General features: G+C 70.6%; 15 protein-coding genes and 1 riboswitch. Of the genes, 9 read left to right on the forward strand and 6 right to left on the reverse strand.

What is annotated here, in order from left to right; translation table 11 throughout:
* Positions 1-2: 2 nt before the first annotated feature.
* From OG241_RS47890 to OG241_RS47910, 5 genes are all read left to right on the forward strand, one after another.
* Positions 3-2,480, forward strand: a complete 2,478-nt coding sequence (locus tag OG241_RS47890) for a SpoIIE family protein phosphatase (protein WP_405825192.1) — start codon at positions 3-5, stop codon at positions 2,478-2,480.
* Between the two features lie 81 nt (positions 2,481-2,561).
* Positions 2,562-3,629 (forward strand): glucose-1-phosphate thymidylyltransferase, encoded by a 1,068-nt coding sequence (locus tag OG241_RS47895; RefSeq protein WP_405825193.1) that lies wholly within the window; start codon positions 2,562-2,564, stop codon positions 3,627-3,629.
* Positions 3,626-4,630: a dTDP-glucose 4,6-dehydratase gene (gene rfbB / locus OG241_RS47900; RefSeq protein ID WP_405825195.1), complete on the forward strand. Its 1,005-nt coding sequence runs from the start codon at positions 3,626-3,628 to the stop codon at positions 4,628-4,630. Before OG241_RS47895 ends, rfbB begins: the two co-directional genes overlap by 4 nt.
* Entirely contained in the window at positions 4,627-5,502 is an 876-nt protein-coding gene (gene rfbD, locus OG241_RS47905; RefSeq protein ID WP_405825197.1) for a dTDP-4-dehydrorhamnose reductase, read from the forward strand. The genes rfbB and rfbD overlap by 4 nt, the downstream gene beginning before the upstream one ends.
* Positions 5,499-6,302, forward strand: a complete 804-nt coding sequence (locus tag OG241_RS47910; RefSeq protein ID WP_405825199.1) for a class I SAM-dependent methyltransferase — start codon at positions 5,499-5,501, stop codon at positions 6,300-6,302. Before rfbD ends, OG241_RS47910 begins: the two co-directional genes overlap by 4 nt.
* A gap of 88 nt (positions 6,303-6,390) precedes the next feature.
* Here the strand turns inward: OG241_RS47910 and rfbC are convergent, their stop codons facing one another.
* Both rfbC and OG241_RS47920 read right to left on the reverse strand, forming a co-directional pair.
* Complete coding sequence (rfbC, locus tag OG241_RS47915; protein ID WP_405825200.1) at positions 6,391-6,990, reverse strand: dTDP-4-dehydrorhamnose 3,5-epimerase; 600 nt, start codon at positions 6,988-6,990, stop codon at positions 6,391-6,393.
* A 4-nt stretch (positions 6,991-6,994) separates the two neighbouring features.
* Complete coding sequence (locus OG241_RS47920) at positions 6,995-8,974, reverse strand: glycosyltransferase (RefSeq protein WP_405825202.1); 1,980 nt, start codon at positions 8,972-8,974, stop codon at positions 6,995-6,997.
* A gap of 233 nt (positions 8,975-9,207) precedes the next feature.
* Here OG241_RS47920 and OG241_RS47925 point away from each other — a divergent pair, with 233 nt between their 5' ends.
* On the forward strand, positions 9,208-9,717 hold the full coding sequence (locus OG241_RS47925; protein ID WP_405825204.1) for a metallophosphoesterase family protein: 510 nt from the start codon (positions 9,208-9,210) through the stop codon (positions 9,715-9,717).
* A 4-nt stretch (positions 9,718-9,721) separates the two neighbouring features.
* Here OG241_RS47925 and OG241_RS47930 read toward each other — a convergent pair whose 3' ends face one another.
* A complete protein-coding gene (locus tag OG241_RS47930) occupies positions 9,722-10,828 on the reverse strand; it encodes an XdhC family protein (protein WP_405825205.1) in 1,107 nt (368 codons plus the stop codon).
* 113 nt (positions 10,829-10,941) lie between these two features.
* Here OG241_RS47930 and OG241_RS47935 point away from each other — a divergent pair, with 113 nt between their 5' ends.
* Entirely contained in the window at positions 10,942-12,804 is a 1,863-nt protein-coding gene (locus OG241_RS47935) for an endoglycosylceramidase (protein WP_405825207.1), read from the forward strand.
* 37 nt (positions 12,805-12,841) lie between these two features.
* Here the strand turns inward: OG241_RS47935 and OG241_RS47940 are convergent, their stop codons facing one another.
* Positions 12,842-14,113 (reverse strand): YncE family protein, encoded by a 1,272-nt coding sequence (locus tag OG241_RS47940; protein WP_405825208.1) that lies wholly within the window; start codon positions 14,111-14,113, stop codon positions 12,842-12,844.
* 204 nt (positions 14,114-14,317) lie between these two features.
* Here OG241_RS47940 and OG241_RS47945 point away from each other — a divergent pair, with 204 nt between their 5' ends.
* Positions 14,318-15,007, forward strand: a complete 690-nt coding sequence (locus OG241_RS47945) for a TetR/AcrR family transcriptional regulator (protein WP_405825210.1) — start codon at positions 14,318-14,320, stop codon at positions 15,005-15,007.
* Positions 15,008-15,460: 453 nt separating this feature from the next.
* On the opposite strand, the gene OG241_RS47950 is transcribed toward OG241_RS47945, so the two are convergent.
* Together OG241_RS47950 and OG241_RS47955 are read right to left on the reverse strand one after the other, a co-directional pair.
* Positions 15,461-16,309, reverse strand: coding sequence for a bifunctional 5,10-methylenetetrahydrofolate dehydrogenase/5,10-methenyltetrahydrofolate cyclohydrolase (locus OG241_RS47950; protein ID WP_405825212.1), 849 nt, complete (start codon positions 16,307-16,309; stop codon positions 15,461-15,463).
* Positions 16,310-16,331: 22 nt separating this feature from the next.
* A riboswitch (ZMP/ZTP riboswitch) is annotated at positions 16,332-16,424 on the reverse strand.
* Between the two features lie 14 nt (positions 16,425-16,438).
* A complete protein-coding gene (locus OG241_RS47955; protein ID WP_405825214.1) occupies positions 16,439-16,813 on the reverse strand; it encodes a nuclear transport factor 2 family protein in 375 nt (124 codons plus the stop codon).
* Positions 16,814-16,984: 171 nt separating this feature from the next.
* Here OG241_RS47955 and OG241_RS47960 point away from each other — a divergent pair, with 171 nt between their 5' ends.
* Entirely contained in the window at positions 16,985-17,281 is a 297-nt protein-coding gene (locus OG241_RS47960) for a hypothetical protein (RefSeq protein WP_405825216.1), read from the forward strand.
* The last annotated feature ends 72 nt before the right edge of the window (positions 17,282-17,353 follow it).

Here is a 17,353-nt window from a genome sequence, read left to right on the forward strand (position 1 = left end):
TAATGACGAACGTGGGCAGAGAGGACGCGGGACGCGGAACGAGAACGGCGCGCGCCGAACTTGCCCTCAAGTCGCTCACCGTCGAACTCGACCCCCGTGAACGCCTCCGCCGCGTACTCGAACAGACGCTCGTCTTCGCGGGGGCGACCGTCGCCGCCGTCTACACCCCGGGCGACACCGCCGACGTGCTGTGCCTGGTCGAGTCGGCCGGTGTGCCGAGGACGCTGTACGGCCTGCGCGACAGCTATCCCGTGGCCGCCCACTCGCCCGTAGCCGACGCCCACCGCACCGGACGGCCGGTCTGGCTGGGCCCCGACGACCTCGCCGAATGCGCCGAGTCCCGGCGGATGTCGGCCTGTGACGTCCATCTGGCCGCCCTGCCCGTCCGCGCGGGCGCCGCGGTCGGTGACGGCGGCTGTCTGCTCGCCGTGACGGAGAGCCCCGGCGGTTTCGACGACGAGGCCCGGGACTGCCTCGGACTGCTCGCCGACGCCGTCGCCTGGCCCGCACCGCCCGCCGCCTCGGACACCGGCGAACTGCCGGCCAACGCCTTCAGCCTCGCCATGGACAGCGGACGCGTCGAGGTCGGGGACGAACTCCTCGGACTGTTCGCGCTCGACCGGGCGGACTTCGACGGCAGGGTCGAGACCCTGCTCGGCCTGACCGTGCCCGAGGACCTGCCCTCACTGATGTCCGTCGTCGAGGCCGACCACATGTCCATCGGCGACCGGGAGCTGGAGTTCCGGGTGCTCCAGCCCGCCGGCCCGCCGAGATGGCTGCGGCTGCGCGGGCGGCTCGCGACCACGGGGGAGGGGCGGCCGGCCCGGCTCGTGGGCACCGTCGGCGACGCCTCCACCCTGCGCTCCGGCGTCACCGACGTGGCCCGTGTACAGCGCCTGGCCGCCGCCCTGGCCACCGCCGGGACCGTCCGTGACGTCAGCAAGGCCGTCGTCACGGCGCTGCGCGAGCCGCTCCTTGCCGACCGGATCGCCCTCGCCGAACTGGAGAACGAACGGCTCGTCGTCACCGTCCTCGACCCGCCCGAGCCCGAGTCCTGGCCCGAGCTGTGGCGGCTGGAATGGCGCTCCGAATGGCCCGAGTCACCCGTCCGCTCCATGCCCACACTGGCCGCCGCCCTACGCGAGGGCCGTGCCGCGATCTGGCCCGCCGGCACCGAACTGGAACCCGCCCTCGACGGCGTCGGCCCCGGCGGCCTCGCCGTGCTGCCGCTGCCCGCCGGCGGCCGGATGGCCGGCGTCTGCCTGATCGGCTGGGACAGCCCGCACGAGTTCGGCACCGACGAACGCGCCCTGCTCACCGCCGCCGCCGGCCTCGCCGGCCAGGCCCTGACCCGCGCCCACGCCTTCGACGCCGAGCACGAACTCGTCGGGATGCTCCAGCGCTCCCTGCTGCCCCGCCGCCTGCCCAAACTGCCCGGCGGCGTCGCCGAGGCCCGCTATCTGCCGACCACCGAGGGCCTGGAGGTGGGCGGCGACTGGTACGACGTGATCCCGCTGCCCGACAACCACGTCGCCCTCGTCATCGGCGACGTCCAGGGCCACAACGCGGGCGCCGCCACCCTGATGGGCCAGATGCGCACCGCCCTGCGCGCCTACGCCGTCGAGGGCCACCCGCCGGACGTCGTCGTCTCCCACGCCAACCGGCTCCTCGCCGACATGGAGACCGACCTCTTCGCCACCTGCTGCTACGTCGAGGTCGACATGGAGGAGGGCACCGCCTGGTACGTCCGTGCCGGCCACCTCCCGCCGGTCGTCCGCCACCCCGACGGCACCACCGAGGTGACCGAGTCCGACGTCGGGCCGCCGCTCGGCGTCGTCGCCCGGGCCGACTACCCGATGAGCCTGCTGCGCCTCCAGCCCGGCACCCTGCTCGCCCTCACCACCGACGGTCTCGTCGAGTCCGCCGAGATCGACATCGAGGACGGCCTCGACGCTCTCGCCGCCGACCTCGCCGCCGCCGACCCCGCCCACCTCGGTCTGGTCGCCGACGCCCTGCTCGCCCGCGCCAACCGCAACGACGACGTGGCCCTGCTCCTGCTGCGCTACGACGGCATGGAGCACCGCCCGCTGCGCGAGAGCTGGACGGTGTGGCGGGTGCCCGAGGCGGTCCGGCACGCCCGCCGCTTCACCCGGCGCACCCTGCGCGCCTGGGGTTTCGCGGGCGAGGCGGGCCTCCAGGAGAACATGGACACCGTGCTCCTCGTCGTCTCCGAGCTGGTCACCAACGCCCTCGTGCACACCGACGGCCAGGTCCGTCTCGACCTCACCGTCTTCAACGGCCGGCTGCGCGTCGCCGTCGCGGACAACTCGCCCCGCACACCCATCAGGCCGACGAACCTCGGCTGGGAGGCCACCGGCGGCCGGGGCATGCTCCTGGTCGAGGCCATGTCGGCGGCCTGGGGAACCGTCCCGGTCAGCGGTGGCAAACAGGTGTGGAGCGAGCTCGCGCTGGAGCCCTGAGAGGACGTCGGCAGGCTCCCCCGACGGTCACGCTGCGGCACCGGATATTACGTCGCGGGAAATCGAAGCTAGGGTGAACGGATGAAGGCTCTCGTGCTCTCCGGTGGCGCCGGTACGCGGCTTCGGCCGATCACCCATACCTCGGCGAAGCAGCTCGTACCCGTGGCCAACAAAGCCGTGCTGTTCTACGGCCTGGAATCCCTCGCCGACGCGGGCATCACCGAGGTCGGCATGATCGTCGGCGACACCGCCGCCGAGATCGAGGAAGCGGTCGGCGACGGATCGCGGTTCGGCCTGAAGGTCACCTACATCCCGCAGGAGAAGCCCCTGGGCCTGGCCCACGCGGTGCTCATCGCGCGGGACTTCCTCGGTGACGACGACTTCGTCATGTACCTCGGTGACAACTTCATCATCGGCGGCATCAGCGACCTCGTCGACGAGTTCCGCCGCCTGCGCCCCGACGCCCAGATCCTGCTCACCCAGGTGCCCGACCCGCGCTCCTTCGGCGTCGCCGAACTCGACGCGGCCGGCCAGGTGATCGGCCTGGAGGAGAAGCCCGAGCACCCCAAGAGCGACCTCGCGCTCGTCGGCGTGTACCTCTTCACCCCGGCGATCCACGACGCCGTACGCTCCATCAGCCCCTCCCGGCGCGGTGAGTTGGAGATCACCCACGCCATCCAGTACCTCATCGACGCCAAGTCCGACGTACGATCCACGCTCATCAAGGGCTACTGGAAGGACACGGGGAACGTCACCGACATGCTGGAGGTCAACCGCATGGTCCTGGAGGGCCTGGAGCGGCGGATCGACGGCGACGTGGACACCGCGTCCGAGACCATAGGGCGGGTGGTGATCGAGGAGGGCGCGAGCATCAGCCGTTCACGCATCGTCGGACCCGTCGTCATCGGCGCCGGAACCGTCGTCAGCGACTCCTACGTCGGGCCGTTCACCTCCGTCGCGGAGAACTGCCGGATCACCGACAGCGAGCTGGAGTTCTCCATCGTGCTGCGGGACTCCTCCATCGCCGGGGTGGGCCGCATCGAGTCCTCGCTCATCGGCAGGCACGTCGAGGTGACCCCGGCCCCCAGTGTTCCCAGCGCCCACCGACTCGTCCTCGGAGACCACAGCAAGGTGCAGATCCACTCATGAACCTCCTCGTCACCGGCGCCGCCGGATTCATCGGCTCCACGTACGTCCGCACCCTCCTCGCGTCCGACGCCCCCGACGCGCCCCGGATCACCGTGCTGGACAAGCTCACGTACGCGGGCACCCTGGAGAACCTCCCCGCCGAGCACCCCCGGCTGATGTTCGTCCAGGGCGACATCTGCGACGCGGAACTCGTCGACAAGCTGATGGCCGAGGCCGACCAGGTCGTCCACTTCGCCGCCGAGTCCCATGTGGACCGCTCGATCGACGGGGCCGCCGACTTCGTCCGCACCAACGTCGTGGGCACCCAGGTGCTGCTGGACGCCGCCCTGCGCTACGGCGTCGGCCCCTTCGTGCACGTCTCCACCGACGAGGTGTACGGCTCGATCGAGACGGGCTCCTGGCCGGAGGACCACCCGCTGGCCCCCAACTCGCCCTACTCGGCGTCGAAGGCGTCCTCGGACCTGCTCGCCCTCGCCTACCACCGCACCCACGGCCTGGACGTGCGCGTCACCCGCTGCTCCAACAACTACGGGCCGCACCAGTTCCCGGAGAAGGTCATCCCCCTCTTCGTCACCAACCTGCTGGACGGCAAGAAGGTCCCGCTGTACGGCGAGGGCCTCAACGTCCGCGACTGGCTGCACGTCGACGACCACTGCCAGGGCATCGACCTGGTGCGCACCGGCGGCCGGCCCGGCGAGGTCTACAACATCGGCGGCGGTACGGAGCTGAGCAACAAGGAGCTCACCGGGCTGCTCCTCGAAGCGTGCGGCGCCGACTGGGACAGCGTGGAGTACGTCGAGGACCGCAAGGGCCACGACCTGCGCTACTCCGTCGACTGGGGCAAGCTCCACGACGAGCTGGGCTACAGCCCGCGCCACGACTTCGCCGCCGGACTCGCCGCCACCGTCGCCTGGTACCGCGACAACCGCGCCTGGTGGGAGCCCCTCAAGCGGCGCGTCGGCGCCGCCGAGAAGAAGGACCAGAAGCAGGTGGGCGGATGAAGTGGCTGGTGACCGGCGCCGCCGGCATGCTCGGCCGCGACACCGTCGAGGAACTCCTCAGGCGCGGTGAGAACGTCGTGGGCCTCGCCCGCGCCGCCCTCGACATCACCGACCCCGACGACGTGCGCCGTGTCTTCACCGACCACGAGCCCGACCTGGTCGTCAACTGCGCCGCCTACACCGCCGTCGACGACGCCGAGACGGACGAGGGGACGGCGCTGCGGATCAACGGCGTCGGCCCGCGTCTGCTCGCCCAGGCCTGCGCCGAGCACGGCGCCCGGCTCATCCAGGTGTCCACCGACTACGTGTTCGACGGTGAGGCCCGGGACACCCCGTACCCCGAGGACCACACCCCGGCCCCGCGCACGGCGTACGGCCGTACCAAACTCGCCGGTGAGCAGGCGGTCCTGGCCACGCTCCCGGACACGGGCGTCGTCCTGCGCACGGCCTGGCTGTACGGTGCGCACGGCGGCAACTTCGTGCGTACGATGATCGACCTGGAGGCGCGTCGGGACACCCTCGACGTCGTCGACGACCAGCGTGGCCAGCCCACCTGGAGCGCCGACGTCGCCGTACGGATCGCCGACCTCGGACCCCGGATCGGTCCCGAGGCGCACGGTGTCCTGCACGCCACCAACTCCGGCGAGACCACCTGGTTCGAGCTGGCGCGTGAGGTGTTCCGCCGCATCGACGCCGACCCGGACCGGGTACGTCCCACCACCAGCGCGGCCTTCACCCGGCCCGCACCCCGGCCCGCATACAGCGCCCTCGGCCACAGCCGTTGGCAGCAGACCGGTCTCGGACCCCTCCGTGACTGGCGTACCGCCCTGCACGAAGCACTGCCACACATCCGCAAGGAGATTTCCTCGTGAAACGCCATGAGTTCCTCCGGGAGCTCCACAAGGTCAGCGCGAACAGGAACTACCTGGAGATCGGCGTCAACGACGGCCGAAGCCTGACCCTGTCCCGGGTACCGAGCATCGCGATCGACCCCGCGTTCAAGGTGGTCTCGGAGATCCGCGCCGACGTCCATCTCGCGAAGGCCACCAGCGACGACTTCTTCGCCCGGCAGAACCCCCTCGCCCACCTCAAGGGCGGCCGGCACCCGCTGCGCAACCTGGCCCGCAACCGCAGCCCGTTCGGCTACTGGCAGCGCACCACGCTCGACCTGTCGTTCATCGACGGCATGCACCTGTTCGAGTACGCGCTGCGCGACTTCATCAACGTCGAGAAGCACTCGGACTGGGCCAGCGTCATCGTCCTCGACGACATGCTGCCGCGCAGCATCGACGAGGCCGCCCGCGACCGGCACACCAACGCCTGGACCGGCGACGTCTACAAGCTGATCGAGATCCTCACCCGGTACCGTCCCGACCTGGTCACGGTCCTCGTCGACACGGCGCCCACCGGACAGCTCATCGTCTTCGGCGCCGACCCCGACAACACCGTGCTGAAGGACAAGTACGACGAGATCATCGCGGAGTTCGAGGTCCCGGACCCGCAGAAGGTGCCCGAGAGCGTCCTGGAGCGGACGCCGGCGATCAAGCCGGAGACCCTGATCGAGGCCGGCTTCTGGGCCCCGCTCGTCAAGTCCCGCAACCGCGGCACCAAGCGCTCGCGAGGCCTGGAGCAGCTGCGGCGCAGCCTGCAGCCGCTGAGCACCACCCGCTGACGCGGAACCGGACAAAGGCCTGGGGCCCGGCTGCTGATCAGCAGCCGGGCCCCAGGCCTATCTCGTACTCGTGCGTGCCGTAAGGGAGTTACCGGCCGGCGCGCAGCCCCGCGTAGAGGGCCACGCACTCCTCGTACGACGGCAGCAGCCCGGCCGCCTTCGCCTCCGCCAGCGTCGGAGCCTCGGCGTCCTTCTCCGACAGCACGGGCTCGATGCCCTCCGGCCAGGCGATGCCCAGCTCCGGGTCGAGCGGATTCACCCCGTGCTCGCGCCCCGGCGCGTAGCCCGTCGAACACAGGTACACCACGGTGGCGTCGTCGGTGAGCGCCATGAAGGCGTGCCCGAGGCCTTCCGCGAGGAACACCGCGTGCCGGGTCTCGTCGTCGAGCCGCACCGCCTCCCACTGCCCGTACGTGGGCGAGCCGACCCGGATGTCCACCACGACGTCCAGGACCGCCCCGCGCACACACGTCACGTACTTGGCCTGGCTCGGCGGCACGTCGGAGAAGTGCACCCCGCGTACGACGCCCCGGCGCGAGACCGAGCAGTTCGCCTGCGCGAGGGACAGGTCGTAGCCGGTGGCCTCGCGGAACTCCTCGCCCCGGTACCACTCGTGGAAGGCGCCCCGGTCGTCCGGGAAGATCTTCGGCTCCAGTACCCAGGAGCCTTCGATGTCCAGTGCTCGCATGCTGTCAGGCTCCGTTTCCGCGTCGCAGCCCGGCCTTGCGCGCGATCTTCCCGAGCGTGCGCCGCACCTTGCGGACCAGTCGCTGCCCGGTGCTCGGCCCGGCCGGCTTGACGGGCCGCACGACCTGCAGACGGCCGCCCTTGGCGCTGAGGCTGACGGACATCACCAGGAAGCGCGGCTCGCTCGCCTCGGGGGCCAGGCACAGCGACGGCTTCCACGTCCCGTCGGCCAACCCGCCGGAGGGCAGCGTCGCCTCGACGAACGCCCCGGAACCCTCTGGGGCCCCGGACAGCGTGCCGGACACCTCCACGGGCTCGGCGACGGCCGACGAGGTCAGCCGCAGCAGCGCCTTGGTGTCGCCGGGCACATGCAGGGGCAGTGCCACACGCAGACGGTCACCCGTGACGGTGACGTCGTCCGGCTTCACCCGGCCCAGGCCCACGCCCTTGACGGCACGGTCGACGTCCAGAGACAGCGTCGCCTGCTTCGCCGTCCAGTACGGCAGGACCACGCGACCGGCGACCACACCGGCCGGCGGCACCGGGCGGGGGTCCAGCTTCACGGGGCCGAGACGGCACTCACGGGTCCAGCCGCCCAGCTTGATCCGGACGAACACGTCGAACAGACCGCCGCCGAGTGCCACACCGCCCGCCGCCGTGCCGGGGTCGACGGTGGCCGTGCCGCGCAGCACCAGCCGCACCTGCTGCCCGTCCTCGTCGGCCGGGAGGGTCTCACGGGTCAGCTCCACCGGCTGGAAGAACTGGGCGGCCGTGGACCGCTCACGCACCAGGAAGTCCGCCGTCGCGCTCCCGAACCGGGCGACCGTGGACGCGCCCACCCGGGCGATCGCGTCGTCCGCGTCGGTGGGCGTGCCGTCCAGGTCGGCGCCGTCGCTGTCGTCCTCGGCGGGGAACGTCATCGGCTTGCCGCGCGAGGTGAACTCGGCGGTGAAGCCGACGTGCAGGACCCCGTCCCGCCACTCCACGCTCTGCGGGGTGGCCGTGGGGGCGAGGGACGCCTCCCACTCGGCGAACGCCACCACGTCGTCAAGACGGTCGGCGGCGATCAGCGCCGCCACGATCCGCTGCGCCTCCTGCATGCCGTTCGCGACACCCGGGCCGAAGCGCTCGACGACGACCCCGCGGATCTCGTCGAACATCTCCTTGCGGTAGTCCTCCGGCAGCTTCAGGAGCCTGTTGGAGCGCATCCGCTCGACCATCTCGTTGCGCAGCCAGCGCCGGTAGAGACGGTCGCGCACCGCACCCGGTTCGGTGTACCGCTCGACGACGTCGAGGGCCTCGCGCAGGTTGCGGAAGTAGCCGACCGGGTCGAAGCGTTGGAAGCCCGCGTTCGAGGCGTCGTCGCGCTTGATGTGGTAGTAGCAGACATAGTCGCTGAGCACGGAGACGTTGTCCGCGCGCAGATACGCCTCGGTCACGAAGACATGGTCCTCAAGGCGCCGCCTGCCCTCGGGCCAGCGCAGGCCGATGCGGTCGAGGAACGCGCGACGGAGCATCTTGTGCGGGGTGAGGCTGTCGATCAGCGGGGTGTTCTCGACAGTGGCCTTGGGGTGGTTGTGCCGGAACAGCTCGACCGGCACGGGTCGGCCCTTGCCGGCCATCTTGCCGACGATCACATCGGCGCCGTTGGCCACGCCGTACTCGTACATCCGCTCGAGGGCCTCGTCGCCGAGGTAGTCGTCGTTGTCGACGAACATCACGAATTCGCCCTGCGAGGCCTCGATGCCGACGTTGCGCGGCTTGCCCGACCAGCCCGAGTTCTCCTGGTGGATGACCTGGATATTCGGCTCCGCCGCGGCGAGCTCGTCCAGCCGGGCCGGGGTCCCGTCGGTGGAACCGTCGTTGACGAAGATCACTTCGTACTCGTCGGCGGGCAGCGACTGCCGCAGCAACGACGCGACGCAGTCCTCGATGTACGGTCCCGGGTTGTACACCGGAACGATGACGCTGACCTTGACCGGCATGCGGCTGAAAGCTCCCTTTTTGGCTCTACTCCCCGTTCCCGCAACGACACGGTCCGGGCTGCCTGATACTAACCTCGCGCGCCAACCGACACCTGCCGGGGCGCGGCAGCGCCCCCAAGGGGCGCGGGGAACTGCGCGACAAGCCACGACGGCGCAGCAGCCGCAAGACGGCAGATCGTGGCACCCCCAGTCGCGCCGCCCGCAAACCCAGCAGCGCGCCTACGCTGAGGCCCGTGCACCTCTTGCTCCTCTCCGACACCCACCTCCCCAAACGCGCCAAACACCTGCCGGCGGCACTCCTCGCGGAACTCCCGAACGCCGACGTCGTGATCCACGCCGGCGACTGGGTAGACACGGCCACCCTCGACCTGCTGGAGAGCCGCTCCCGCCGCCTGATCGGCGTGTACGGCAACAACGACGGCCCCGACCTACACGCCAGACTCCCCGAGGTGGCCTACGCCGACCTGGGCGGCCTGCGCTTCGCGGTCGTCCACGAGACCGGCCCCGCCCAGGGCCGCGAGGCCCGCTGCGTCGCCCGCTTCCCGGGCGTCGACGTCCTGGTGTTCGGCCACAGCCACATCCCGTGGGACAGCACCGCGGAAACCGGCCTGCGGCTGCTGAACCCCGGCTCGCCGACGGACCGGCGCCGCCAGCCGCACTGCACGTACCTGACGGCGACGGTGACGGACGGCGGGCAGCTCACCGACGTGGAACTGCACAGGCTGCCGCCGCGGCACCCCTGAGCAGTCAGTCCGTCCCGGTCGGATGAACCGCCCCGCCTGTCGCTGTCAGCGCCACCCCGCTGCCGCCCCACCGCAGCGCGACGATCTCGGCGGCCACGGACACCGCCACCTCCTCCGGCGTACGGGCGCCGAGGTCCAGCCCGATGGGGGAGCGCAGCCGGGACAGCTCGGACGCCGTGAGGCCGGCCTCCGTCAGCCGTCGCCGCCGGTCGTCGTGGGTGCGGCGGCTGCCCATCGCCCCGATGTACGCGGCGGGCCGGCGCAGCGCCTCCTCGAGCAGAGGTACGTCGAACTTCGGGTCGTGGGTCACGACGCAGATCACCGTGCGCTCGTCGGTGTCCGTGCGGCTCAGATACCGGTGCGGCCAGTCGACGATCACCTCGGCGCCCTCGGGGAAGCGCTCCGGGGTGGCGAAGACCGGGCGGGCGTCGCAGACGGTGACCCGGTAGCCGAGGAAGGCGCCGATCCGGGCCACGGCGGCGGCGTAGTCGATGGCGCCGAAGACGAGCATGCGGGGCGGGGGCGCGAAGGAGTGCAGGAACACGGTGACGGCGTCCTCGCGTCGCTCCCCGTGGGGTCCGTAGTGCCGCAACCCCGTTGCTCCCAGGGCGAGTTCACCGCGAGCATCGGCGGTGACGGCCACGTCCAGGCCGGTCGTGCCGAGTGTGCCGGCCACCTTGTCGGGCCAGACGGCGAGCGTGGCGCCGCGCGTCGCGGGACCACCGGTGACCGTGGCCACGGTCACCGGGCGGCCGGCTGCCACCGTCTCCGCGACCGCCGCGAAGGAGGGATCGAGAGCGGGCGTGACGGGCCGTACGAGCACGGTGATCTCGCCGCCGCAGGTGAGCCCCACCGCGAAGGCGTCCTCGTCGCTGTAGCCGAAGGTCTCGAGGCGGGCCTCGCCGTGCGCCACGACCTCCCGGGCCAGCTCGAACACCGCGCCCTCGACGCATCCCCCGGACACGCTGCCCACCACCTCGTCGCCGGGCCCCACGGCCATCGCGGCCCCCGGGTCGCGGGGTGCGCTGCGGCTCACCGAGACGACGGTGGCGAGTCCGAACGGTTCGGCCGCCGCGTACCAGCGCCCGAGCGTCGGGAGGATGTCTCGCACGATCCGCTCCTTTTGTCGCCCATGTGACTTGATCATCGCCCATGAGGGTCAAAAGCTGAAGATTACTCAGGAGTCAGTTTCTATTGACGGCCCCTGATGCGCGCGGGACTGTAATGCGCATGTCGAAGTCACGTGTGCACTTGCTCGGCGTACTGGTTCTGGTCACCGGTTTCGTGACCACTGTCGGCTCCCAGCCCGCCCGGGCCGACACTCTCTGGTTCGACTCTCCGGCCTCCACCGCTCTCACCGTCCAGAACGGCCGGTTCACGGACTCCCTGGGCCGAGAGGTCGTCCTCCGCGGCTACAACGTCTCCGGCGAGACGAAGCTCAAGGAGAACAACGGACTGCCGTTCGCCTCCGTGGCAGACGCCAAGAAGTCGGCGACCGCCCTGCGAGCGCTCGGCGGCGGCAACAGTGTCCGCTTCCTGCTCTCCTGGGCCTACGCGGAGCCCGTGCGGTCCTCGGTGAGCAGCAGCTATCTGGCCGCGGCCACCGCCCAGATGGGTGCCTTCCTGGACGCGGGCATCCGCGTCTACCCCGACTTCCACCAGGACCTCTACTCCCGTTGGCTCTTCGACTCGGACAGCTGGTACACCGGCGACGGCGCCCCCAAGTGGGCCGTCGACCTGGGGAACTACCCGGACGAGAACTGCGGGATCTGCATCCTCTGGGGGCAGAACATCACCCAGAACGCCGCGGTGAAGAACTCGACGTACGACTTCTGGCACAACAGGTACGGGCTGCAGGACTCGTTCCTCGACACCGCGCAGAAGACGATGACGTACTTCAAGCAGAACCTGACGGGCGACCAGTTCGCGGGCGTGGTCGGCTTCGACCCGTACAACGAACCGCATCCGGGGAACCTCGACTCGGGTCAGACCAGCCGGACCTGGGAGAAGGACGTCCTGTGGCCGTTCTTCGTGAAGTTCCGGGCGCGGATGGACTCGGCCGGCTGGCAGGACAAGCCGGCCTTCGTGGAACCGAACATGTTCTGGAACGCCAACATCGACTCCCAGAAGCAGGAGGGCGGGCTCCTCGACGCGGGGACGGCCGGCCCGCGTTATGTCTTCAACACCCACTTCTACGACCAGAAGGCCATCTCCGGCATCCTGATGTGGGGCAACGCGGGAGACGGCCAGTACGTCACCGACTTCGGCACGGTCCGCGACCGGTCCGCCGCCCTCGGGACGACCGGGATCGTCAGCGAGTTCGGCCACCCGCTGAGCGGATCGGTGTCCGGCAAGGCGCCGTCGGTCTACAAGGCGATGTACCAGGCCCTCGACTCCCGTGTGAAGGGGGCGAGTTGGTGGGCGAACGCGAGCGTCTCCGGGCCGGTGCTGTCCGGCAGTCAGTGGCAGTGGGACATCTACAACGGCCGCCACAGGGAGCTGATGAACGACAACGCCGACAAAGTGATCACCAGCGGTGACGGCTGGAACGACGAGGACCTGTCCGCCGTACGCCTCGACGACTCCGGTACGGCGGTGCTGCGGCAGGACGCCCGGATGCTGGACCGCGTCTATCCGGGCGCCACCGCGGGGACGACGCTCGCCTTCACCTACGAGGACCGTTCCCGGGACGGGTCCACGACTCTCACCTGGAACCCGGTGCCGAGTTCACTGCCGAACGTGTCCCAACTGGTGGGCTCGGGCCAGTACTCGGTGCTGGTGTGGCGGTCAAAGGGCATCTCGGCGCCGACCGAGCTCCATCTGCCGGCGTCCTTCCCGACGGCGACCACCACGGTCGTCTCCGACCTCGGCACGGTCTACGGCCCGCCGGCCTACACCGCCACGACCCCGATCGCGGCGGGCACCGATCCCGGCAACACGGGAAGCCGCCGCCTGCTGCTCACCGCGCCGGACTCGGGGGTCCTGCACTACGCGCTGGTGACCAACGGGGCGACGGCTCCCTCGGCGACGCTGCTGAACGCCGCGCGGACCGAACTGGCCTCGTGGGCCGCGCAGAAGTTCAGCTAGTCGAGCAACCGGCGGTCAACTGGCCTGAAATGACAGGTCAGTTGGTCGCCGGGCCAGTCCAGTCCGCCTCGACATGGCCGAGGCGGACTCGCTGGGGGTGGTCGCCGACCGGCACGGACACCGTCTTCAGCCCGGTGGCGAAGTCGATGGCCGTGACCTGGTCGGCACCGCTCTCGGAGATCACGCAGGACTTGCCGTCGCCGCTCACCGTGGCCCAGTAGGGCTTCGAGGCGGGGACGAGCGGCCCCTCCTGGAGCGTCGCACGGTCGACGACCGTCGCGTAGTCGTCCATCGTGCCCGCGACGCACAGCTTCGTGCCGTCCGGCTTCATCGAAATCCCGTGGTGGCGCGAGTCGTTGACGAACGTGGTGCGGTCGTCGCTGGTCGCCGGGTTCTTCGGCAGGGTCTTCGTCCGGGTGATCTTGTCGGTGGCGACGTCGTACTCGAAGAAGCCGTTGAAGAACGAGACCTGGAAGTACAGCTTCGACTCGTCGGGCGAGAAGACGGCCGGGCGGACCGCGTCCGAGAAGTCCGTCAGGCCGATGGCGTTGAGCCGGTCGCGCATGTCGATCACCTTCACCTGCTTGAAGGTGGTCGCGTCGACGACCGTGATCTTCCGGTCGCCCTTCGTGAAGTCCTGCCACGGAGCGTCCTGCGAGGTGTTGACGTCGCCGATGGCCATGTTCCAGATGTACTTGCCGTCCTTGGTGAAGATGTTCTCGTGCGGCTTGTCGCCGGTGGCGAACGAGCCGATCTGCGCGCCGGTGTTGATGTTCAGCACGTGCACGGTGTTGGAGATCGAGGCGGAGACCGCGACCCGGGTGCCGTCGGGGGAGACCGCCATGTGGTCGGAGCGGTAACCCGACACGGGGAAGCGCCAGTTGATCGCCCCGGTGGCGAGGTTGATCGACACGACGTCGGCGAAGCTGGGCCGGGAGACGACCACCGACTTGCCGTCCGGGGTGGAGTACATGTCGTCGACCAGCTGGTCGTGGCCCTCGCCGACCCCGTTGCGGATGGCCATGAAGTAGATCCACTTGATGGGGTCGGCGTTGATCGCGGCCAGCCGCGCCGCCTTGTCGGGTACGACGTTGATCCGGCCGATCTTGGCGAAGTCGCCGGTGGACTTGATGACGTCCGCGGTGCCTTCCCAGTTGTTGCCGACGAACATCACCTCGCGCAGGCTCGCGGCGGACGTGCCGGAGTCCTCGGCCGCCGTCGCGGCGATGGCGGTGGTCGCGGGAGCGGTGACGGTCAGAACGAGGGCGGCGGCCATGGCACAGAGGTGCCTGGATCTGGAAGCGGACATGAGTGCTCTCCCCTCCGGGAGTGTACGGACGGACTGTGGCGGGTGCATGACATATGGGGCAAAAGAGAGATCGCGGCTGCGGGCGGGAAAACTGAACACGGTCCCGTTCAGATTGGACTTACTGGAAAGTAAGGAGGGGGTGCCCTTCTCCACAAGACTCCGTACACGACAAACTTGGCCCCCGGACCGACGAAGGAGTGTTCATTGGCGGGCAGACTCAGGGCGCCGACCGGTCGCTACGCAGGCAGGACGGCCGAGGAACGACAGGCCGAACGGCGCCGGAGGTTCCTGGAAGCCGCACTCCAGCTGTTCGGCGACACGCCGGGCTACCGCTCGACGACCGTCGCCGCGCTCAGCGAGGCGGCCGGTCTGTCGACGCGCCAGTTCTACGAGGAGTTCCGCACCCTGGAGGACCTCCTGGCCGCCCTTCACCTCCAGGTCAACGACTGGGCCGAGGGGGCGGCGCGCACCGCGCTGGCCGCCGCCGAGGGCCTGCCGCTGGCCGAACGTGCCGACGCGATCTTCCGCGCCTACGCCGCCAACGTCACCGCCGACCCGCGCCGCATCCGGATCACCTTCGTCGAGATCATCGGCGTCAGCGCCCGCCTGGAGGAACAGCGCCTGGCCCGCCGCTCCCGCTGGGTGAACCTCATCTGCACGGAGGCGGAGGCCGCCGTCGCCGTGGGTGAGGCGGCGCCACGCGACTACCGGCTCGCAGCGACCGCGTTCATCGGCAGCGTCAACGGCCTGCTGCACGACTGGAGCGCCGGGTGGGTGGACGCCACGCTGGACGAGGTGGTGGACGAACTGGTGCGGATGCTGCTGGGCATCCTGCGCCCGTCGGGCTGGCTGCCCCCGGGCTCGGCGCGAGCCGAGGGCCCCGGGACCTCCTGACGCTCCCGGGGCCGCCCGGACGGGGGTGCGCTCGTCCGGCCGGCGCTGCTCAGGGGGCCCCGTCCGGTTCACCGACTCCAGCACCGGTCAGACACCGTCCCGCGCGCCGATCCGGGCCGCGAGGACACGCGCCCGCTCGCCGTACGAGGGGTCACCGTGCGCCCGTACGAGAGCCGAGGCCGGTGTGGCGGTCGTGGTCCACGCCCAGGGAGACCGGCCTGCCCGCCCGGAAACCCCCGTCGAACCGGATCGGCACAGGCACCGCCGGCACCCCCGCCCGGGAGACGGACCACGCCCGAACTCCTGTACACGGTAGGGGTGTTGCTCGACCACTGGCACCTGCCCGGTCAGGCCTGCGTGTGCGACGGACGCGGCTCCCGCCTGATGCCGATCATGGACCCGGTCACCGGTGCCGTCCTCGGCCTGGAGAACACCGCAGTGGGGCCCGGAGGCTCACGCCCCGAGCTGCCGGGCGGCCGCGTCGACGGTCTGTTCCAGCAGGGTCGCGATGGTCATCGGACCGACACCGCCCGGCACCGGGGTGATCAGTCCGGCCCGCTCGACGGCGGAGTCGAAGTCGACGTCGCCGATGTTCCCGGGGTTGTACCCGGCGTCGATCACGACCGCGCCGGGCTTGATGTCCGCGCCCCGGATCAGCCGGGGCCGGCCCACCGCGGCGACCACGATGTCCGCCTCGCGGACGACGGACGACAGGTCCCGCGTCCGCGAGTGGCAGTACGTCACCGTCGCGTCCCGGCCGAGGAGCAGCATGCCGACCGGCTTGCCGAGGATCGCACTGCGGCCCACCACCACGGCCCGCCTGCCGGACAGCTCGACGTCGTACGCGTCGATCAGCCGCATGATGCCGCCGGGCGTGCAGGACACGAAGCCCGGCAGACCGAAGCTCATCGTCGCGAAGGAGGCGAAGGTGACACCGTCGACGTCCTTCTCCGGTGCGATCGCCTCGAACGCGGCCCGCTCGTCGATGTGCGCGCCCATCGGGTGCTGGAGCAGTATGCCGTGGACGCCCGGGTCGTCCGAGAGGGAGCGCAGCGTGCCGACCAGTTCCTCGGTGGTCGTGGCGGCGGGCAGCTCCACATGGCGGGACTCGATGCCCGCCCTGCGGCAGCGGTTCTGCTTCATCCGGACGTACGTGACGGAGGCGGGGTCCGCTCCCACCAGCACGGTCGCGAGGCAGGGCGTCGCGCCCGTGCGGTCGGTGAGATCGGCGGCCTTCTTCGCGGTGTCCTCGACGATGCGCCGGGCGAGAGAAGTGCCGTCCATGAGCCGGGCCTGAGACATGGTCCACTCCTGAGCGAGCAGTAGTCATCGCCCAGGCGCACGGCACGCGCTCCGCGTTCTTCGCGAGGCCGCTCCCCGGTGGTTGTCCACCTCAGCGCCAGTCACGACCCGCGCCCAGCCTAACCGACGTCAGGAATCCTCCTCGTCCCATGCCTGCAGCACGGTCTGGTCGACGATCTTGCCGTCCCGCAGGGACATCATCGAGCCGGCCAGGACGCGGACGCCGTCCGGATAGAGACAGGACTCGGTGTAGGCGACCTGGTCGCCCTGGACGACGACCTGTTCCAGCTTGTGGGTCATGTCCCTGCCGTACACCTCGGTCAGCATGGCCTCGATCTCGCCGCGCCCGTGCATGACCATCGGGTGGCTGGGCTGGGTCTTGTGGTCGACGACGCGCAGTTCGGCGTCGTCGGCGTAGAGCGACAGCAGTGCTGCCGCGTCCTGTCCTTCGATACCCCGGCGCAGAGCTTCGGTGTCGAAGGTGGGGCTTGCCGCGGTGCCCATGGTGACCTCCTTCGAGGGCCGCGGCCCGATCGGGTCCGGGCCGCGAGGGGCCTCTCTCCCGAGCGTCCTCCGTCCCGGGAGGCTCGGCAAGCGCAGACGGACGATGAGCCTGACGAGTGAGCGGGGCGCGGTGCCCGTGTCCGGTGAGGGGCGCGCGACGTTGCTCAGGACATGATCTCAACACGACGAATCGCCGCCGCCGTTGGTCTCGCCATCGGTGTCACCGGCCTCGCCGCCCCGCTGGCGAGCGCGGCTCCCGCCGCCGACCAGAACGCGGGCAAGCTGAACCCGATCGCCCAGCTCGACTCGCTCGCCATGAGCGAGATTCCCGCCCAGTACCAAGAGGACCTGCCGCGGGTCTCCAGCCAGCTGAGCTCGCTCAACCGGCTGAACGACCTCCAGCAGCTGCAGCAGCTGACCGACCTGGCCGCCCCCGTGACCGGCCTGCTGCCGGGTATCGAGGCCTGACGGACTCACGGACCGAAGGTATGCGGGCCGCCCGGCCGGACCGGGCGGCCCGCAGGCGTGTCGTCCTTGTTT

The organism is Streptomyces sp. NBC_01390, assembly GCF_045040105.1.
In the GTDB taxonomy this organism is placed as follows: Bacteria; Actinomycetota; Actinomycetes; order Streptomycetales; family Streptomycetaceae; genus Streptomyces.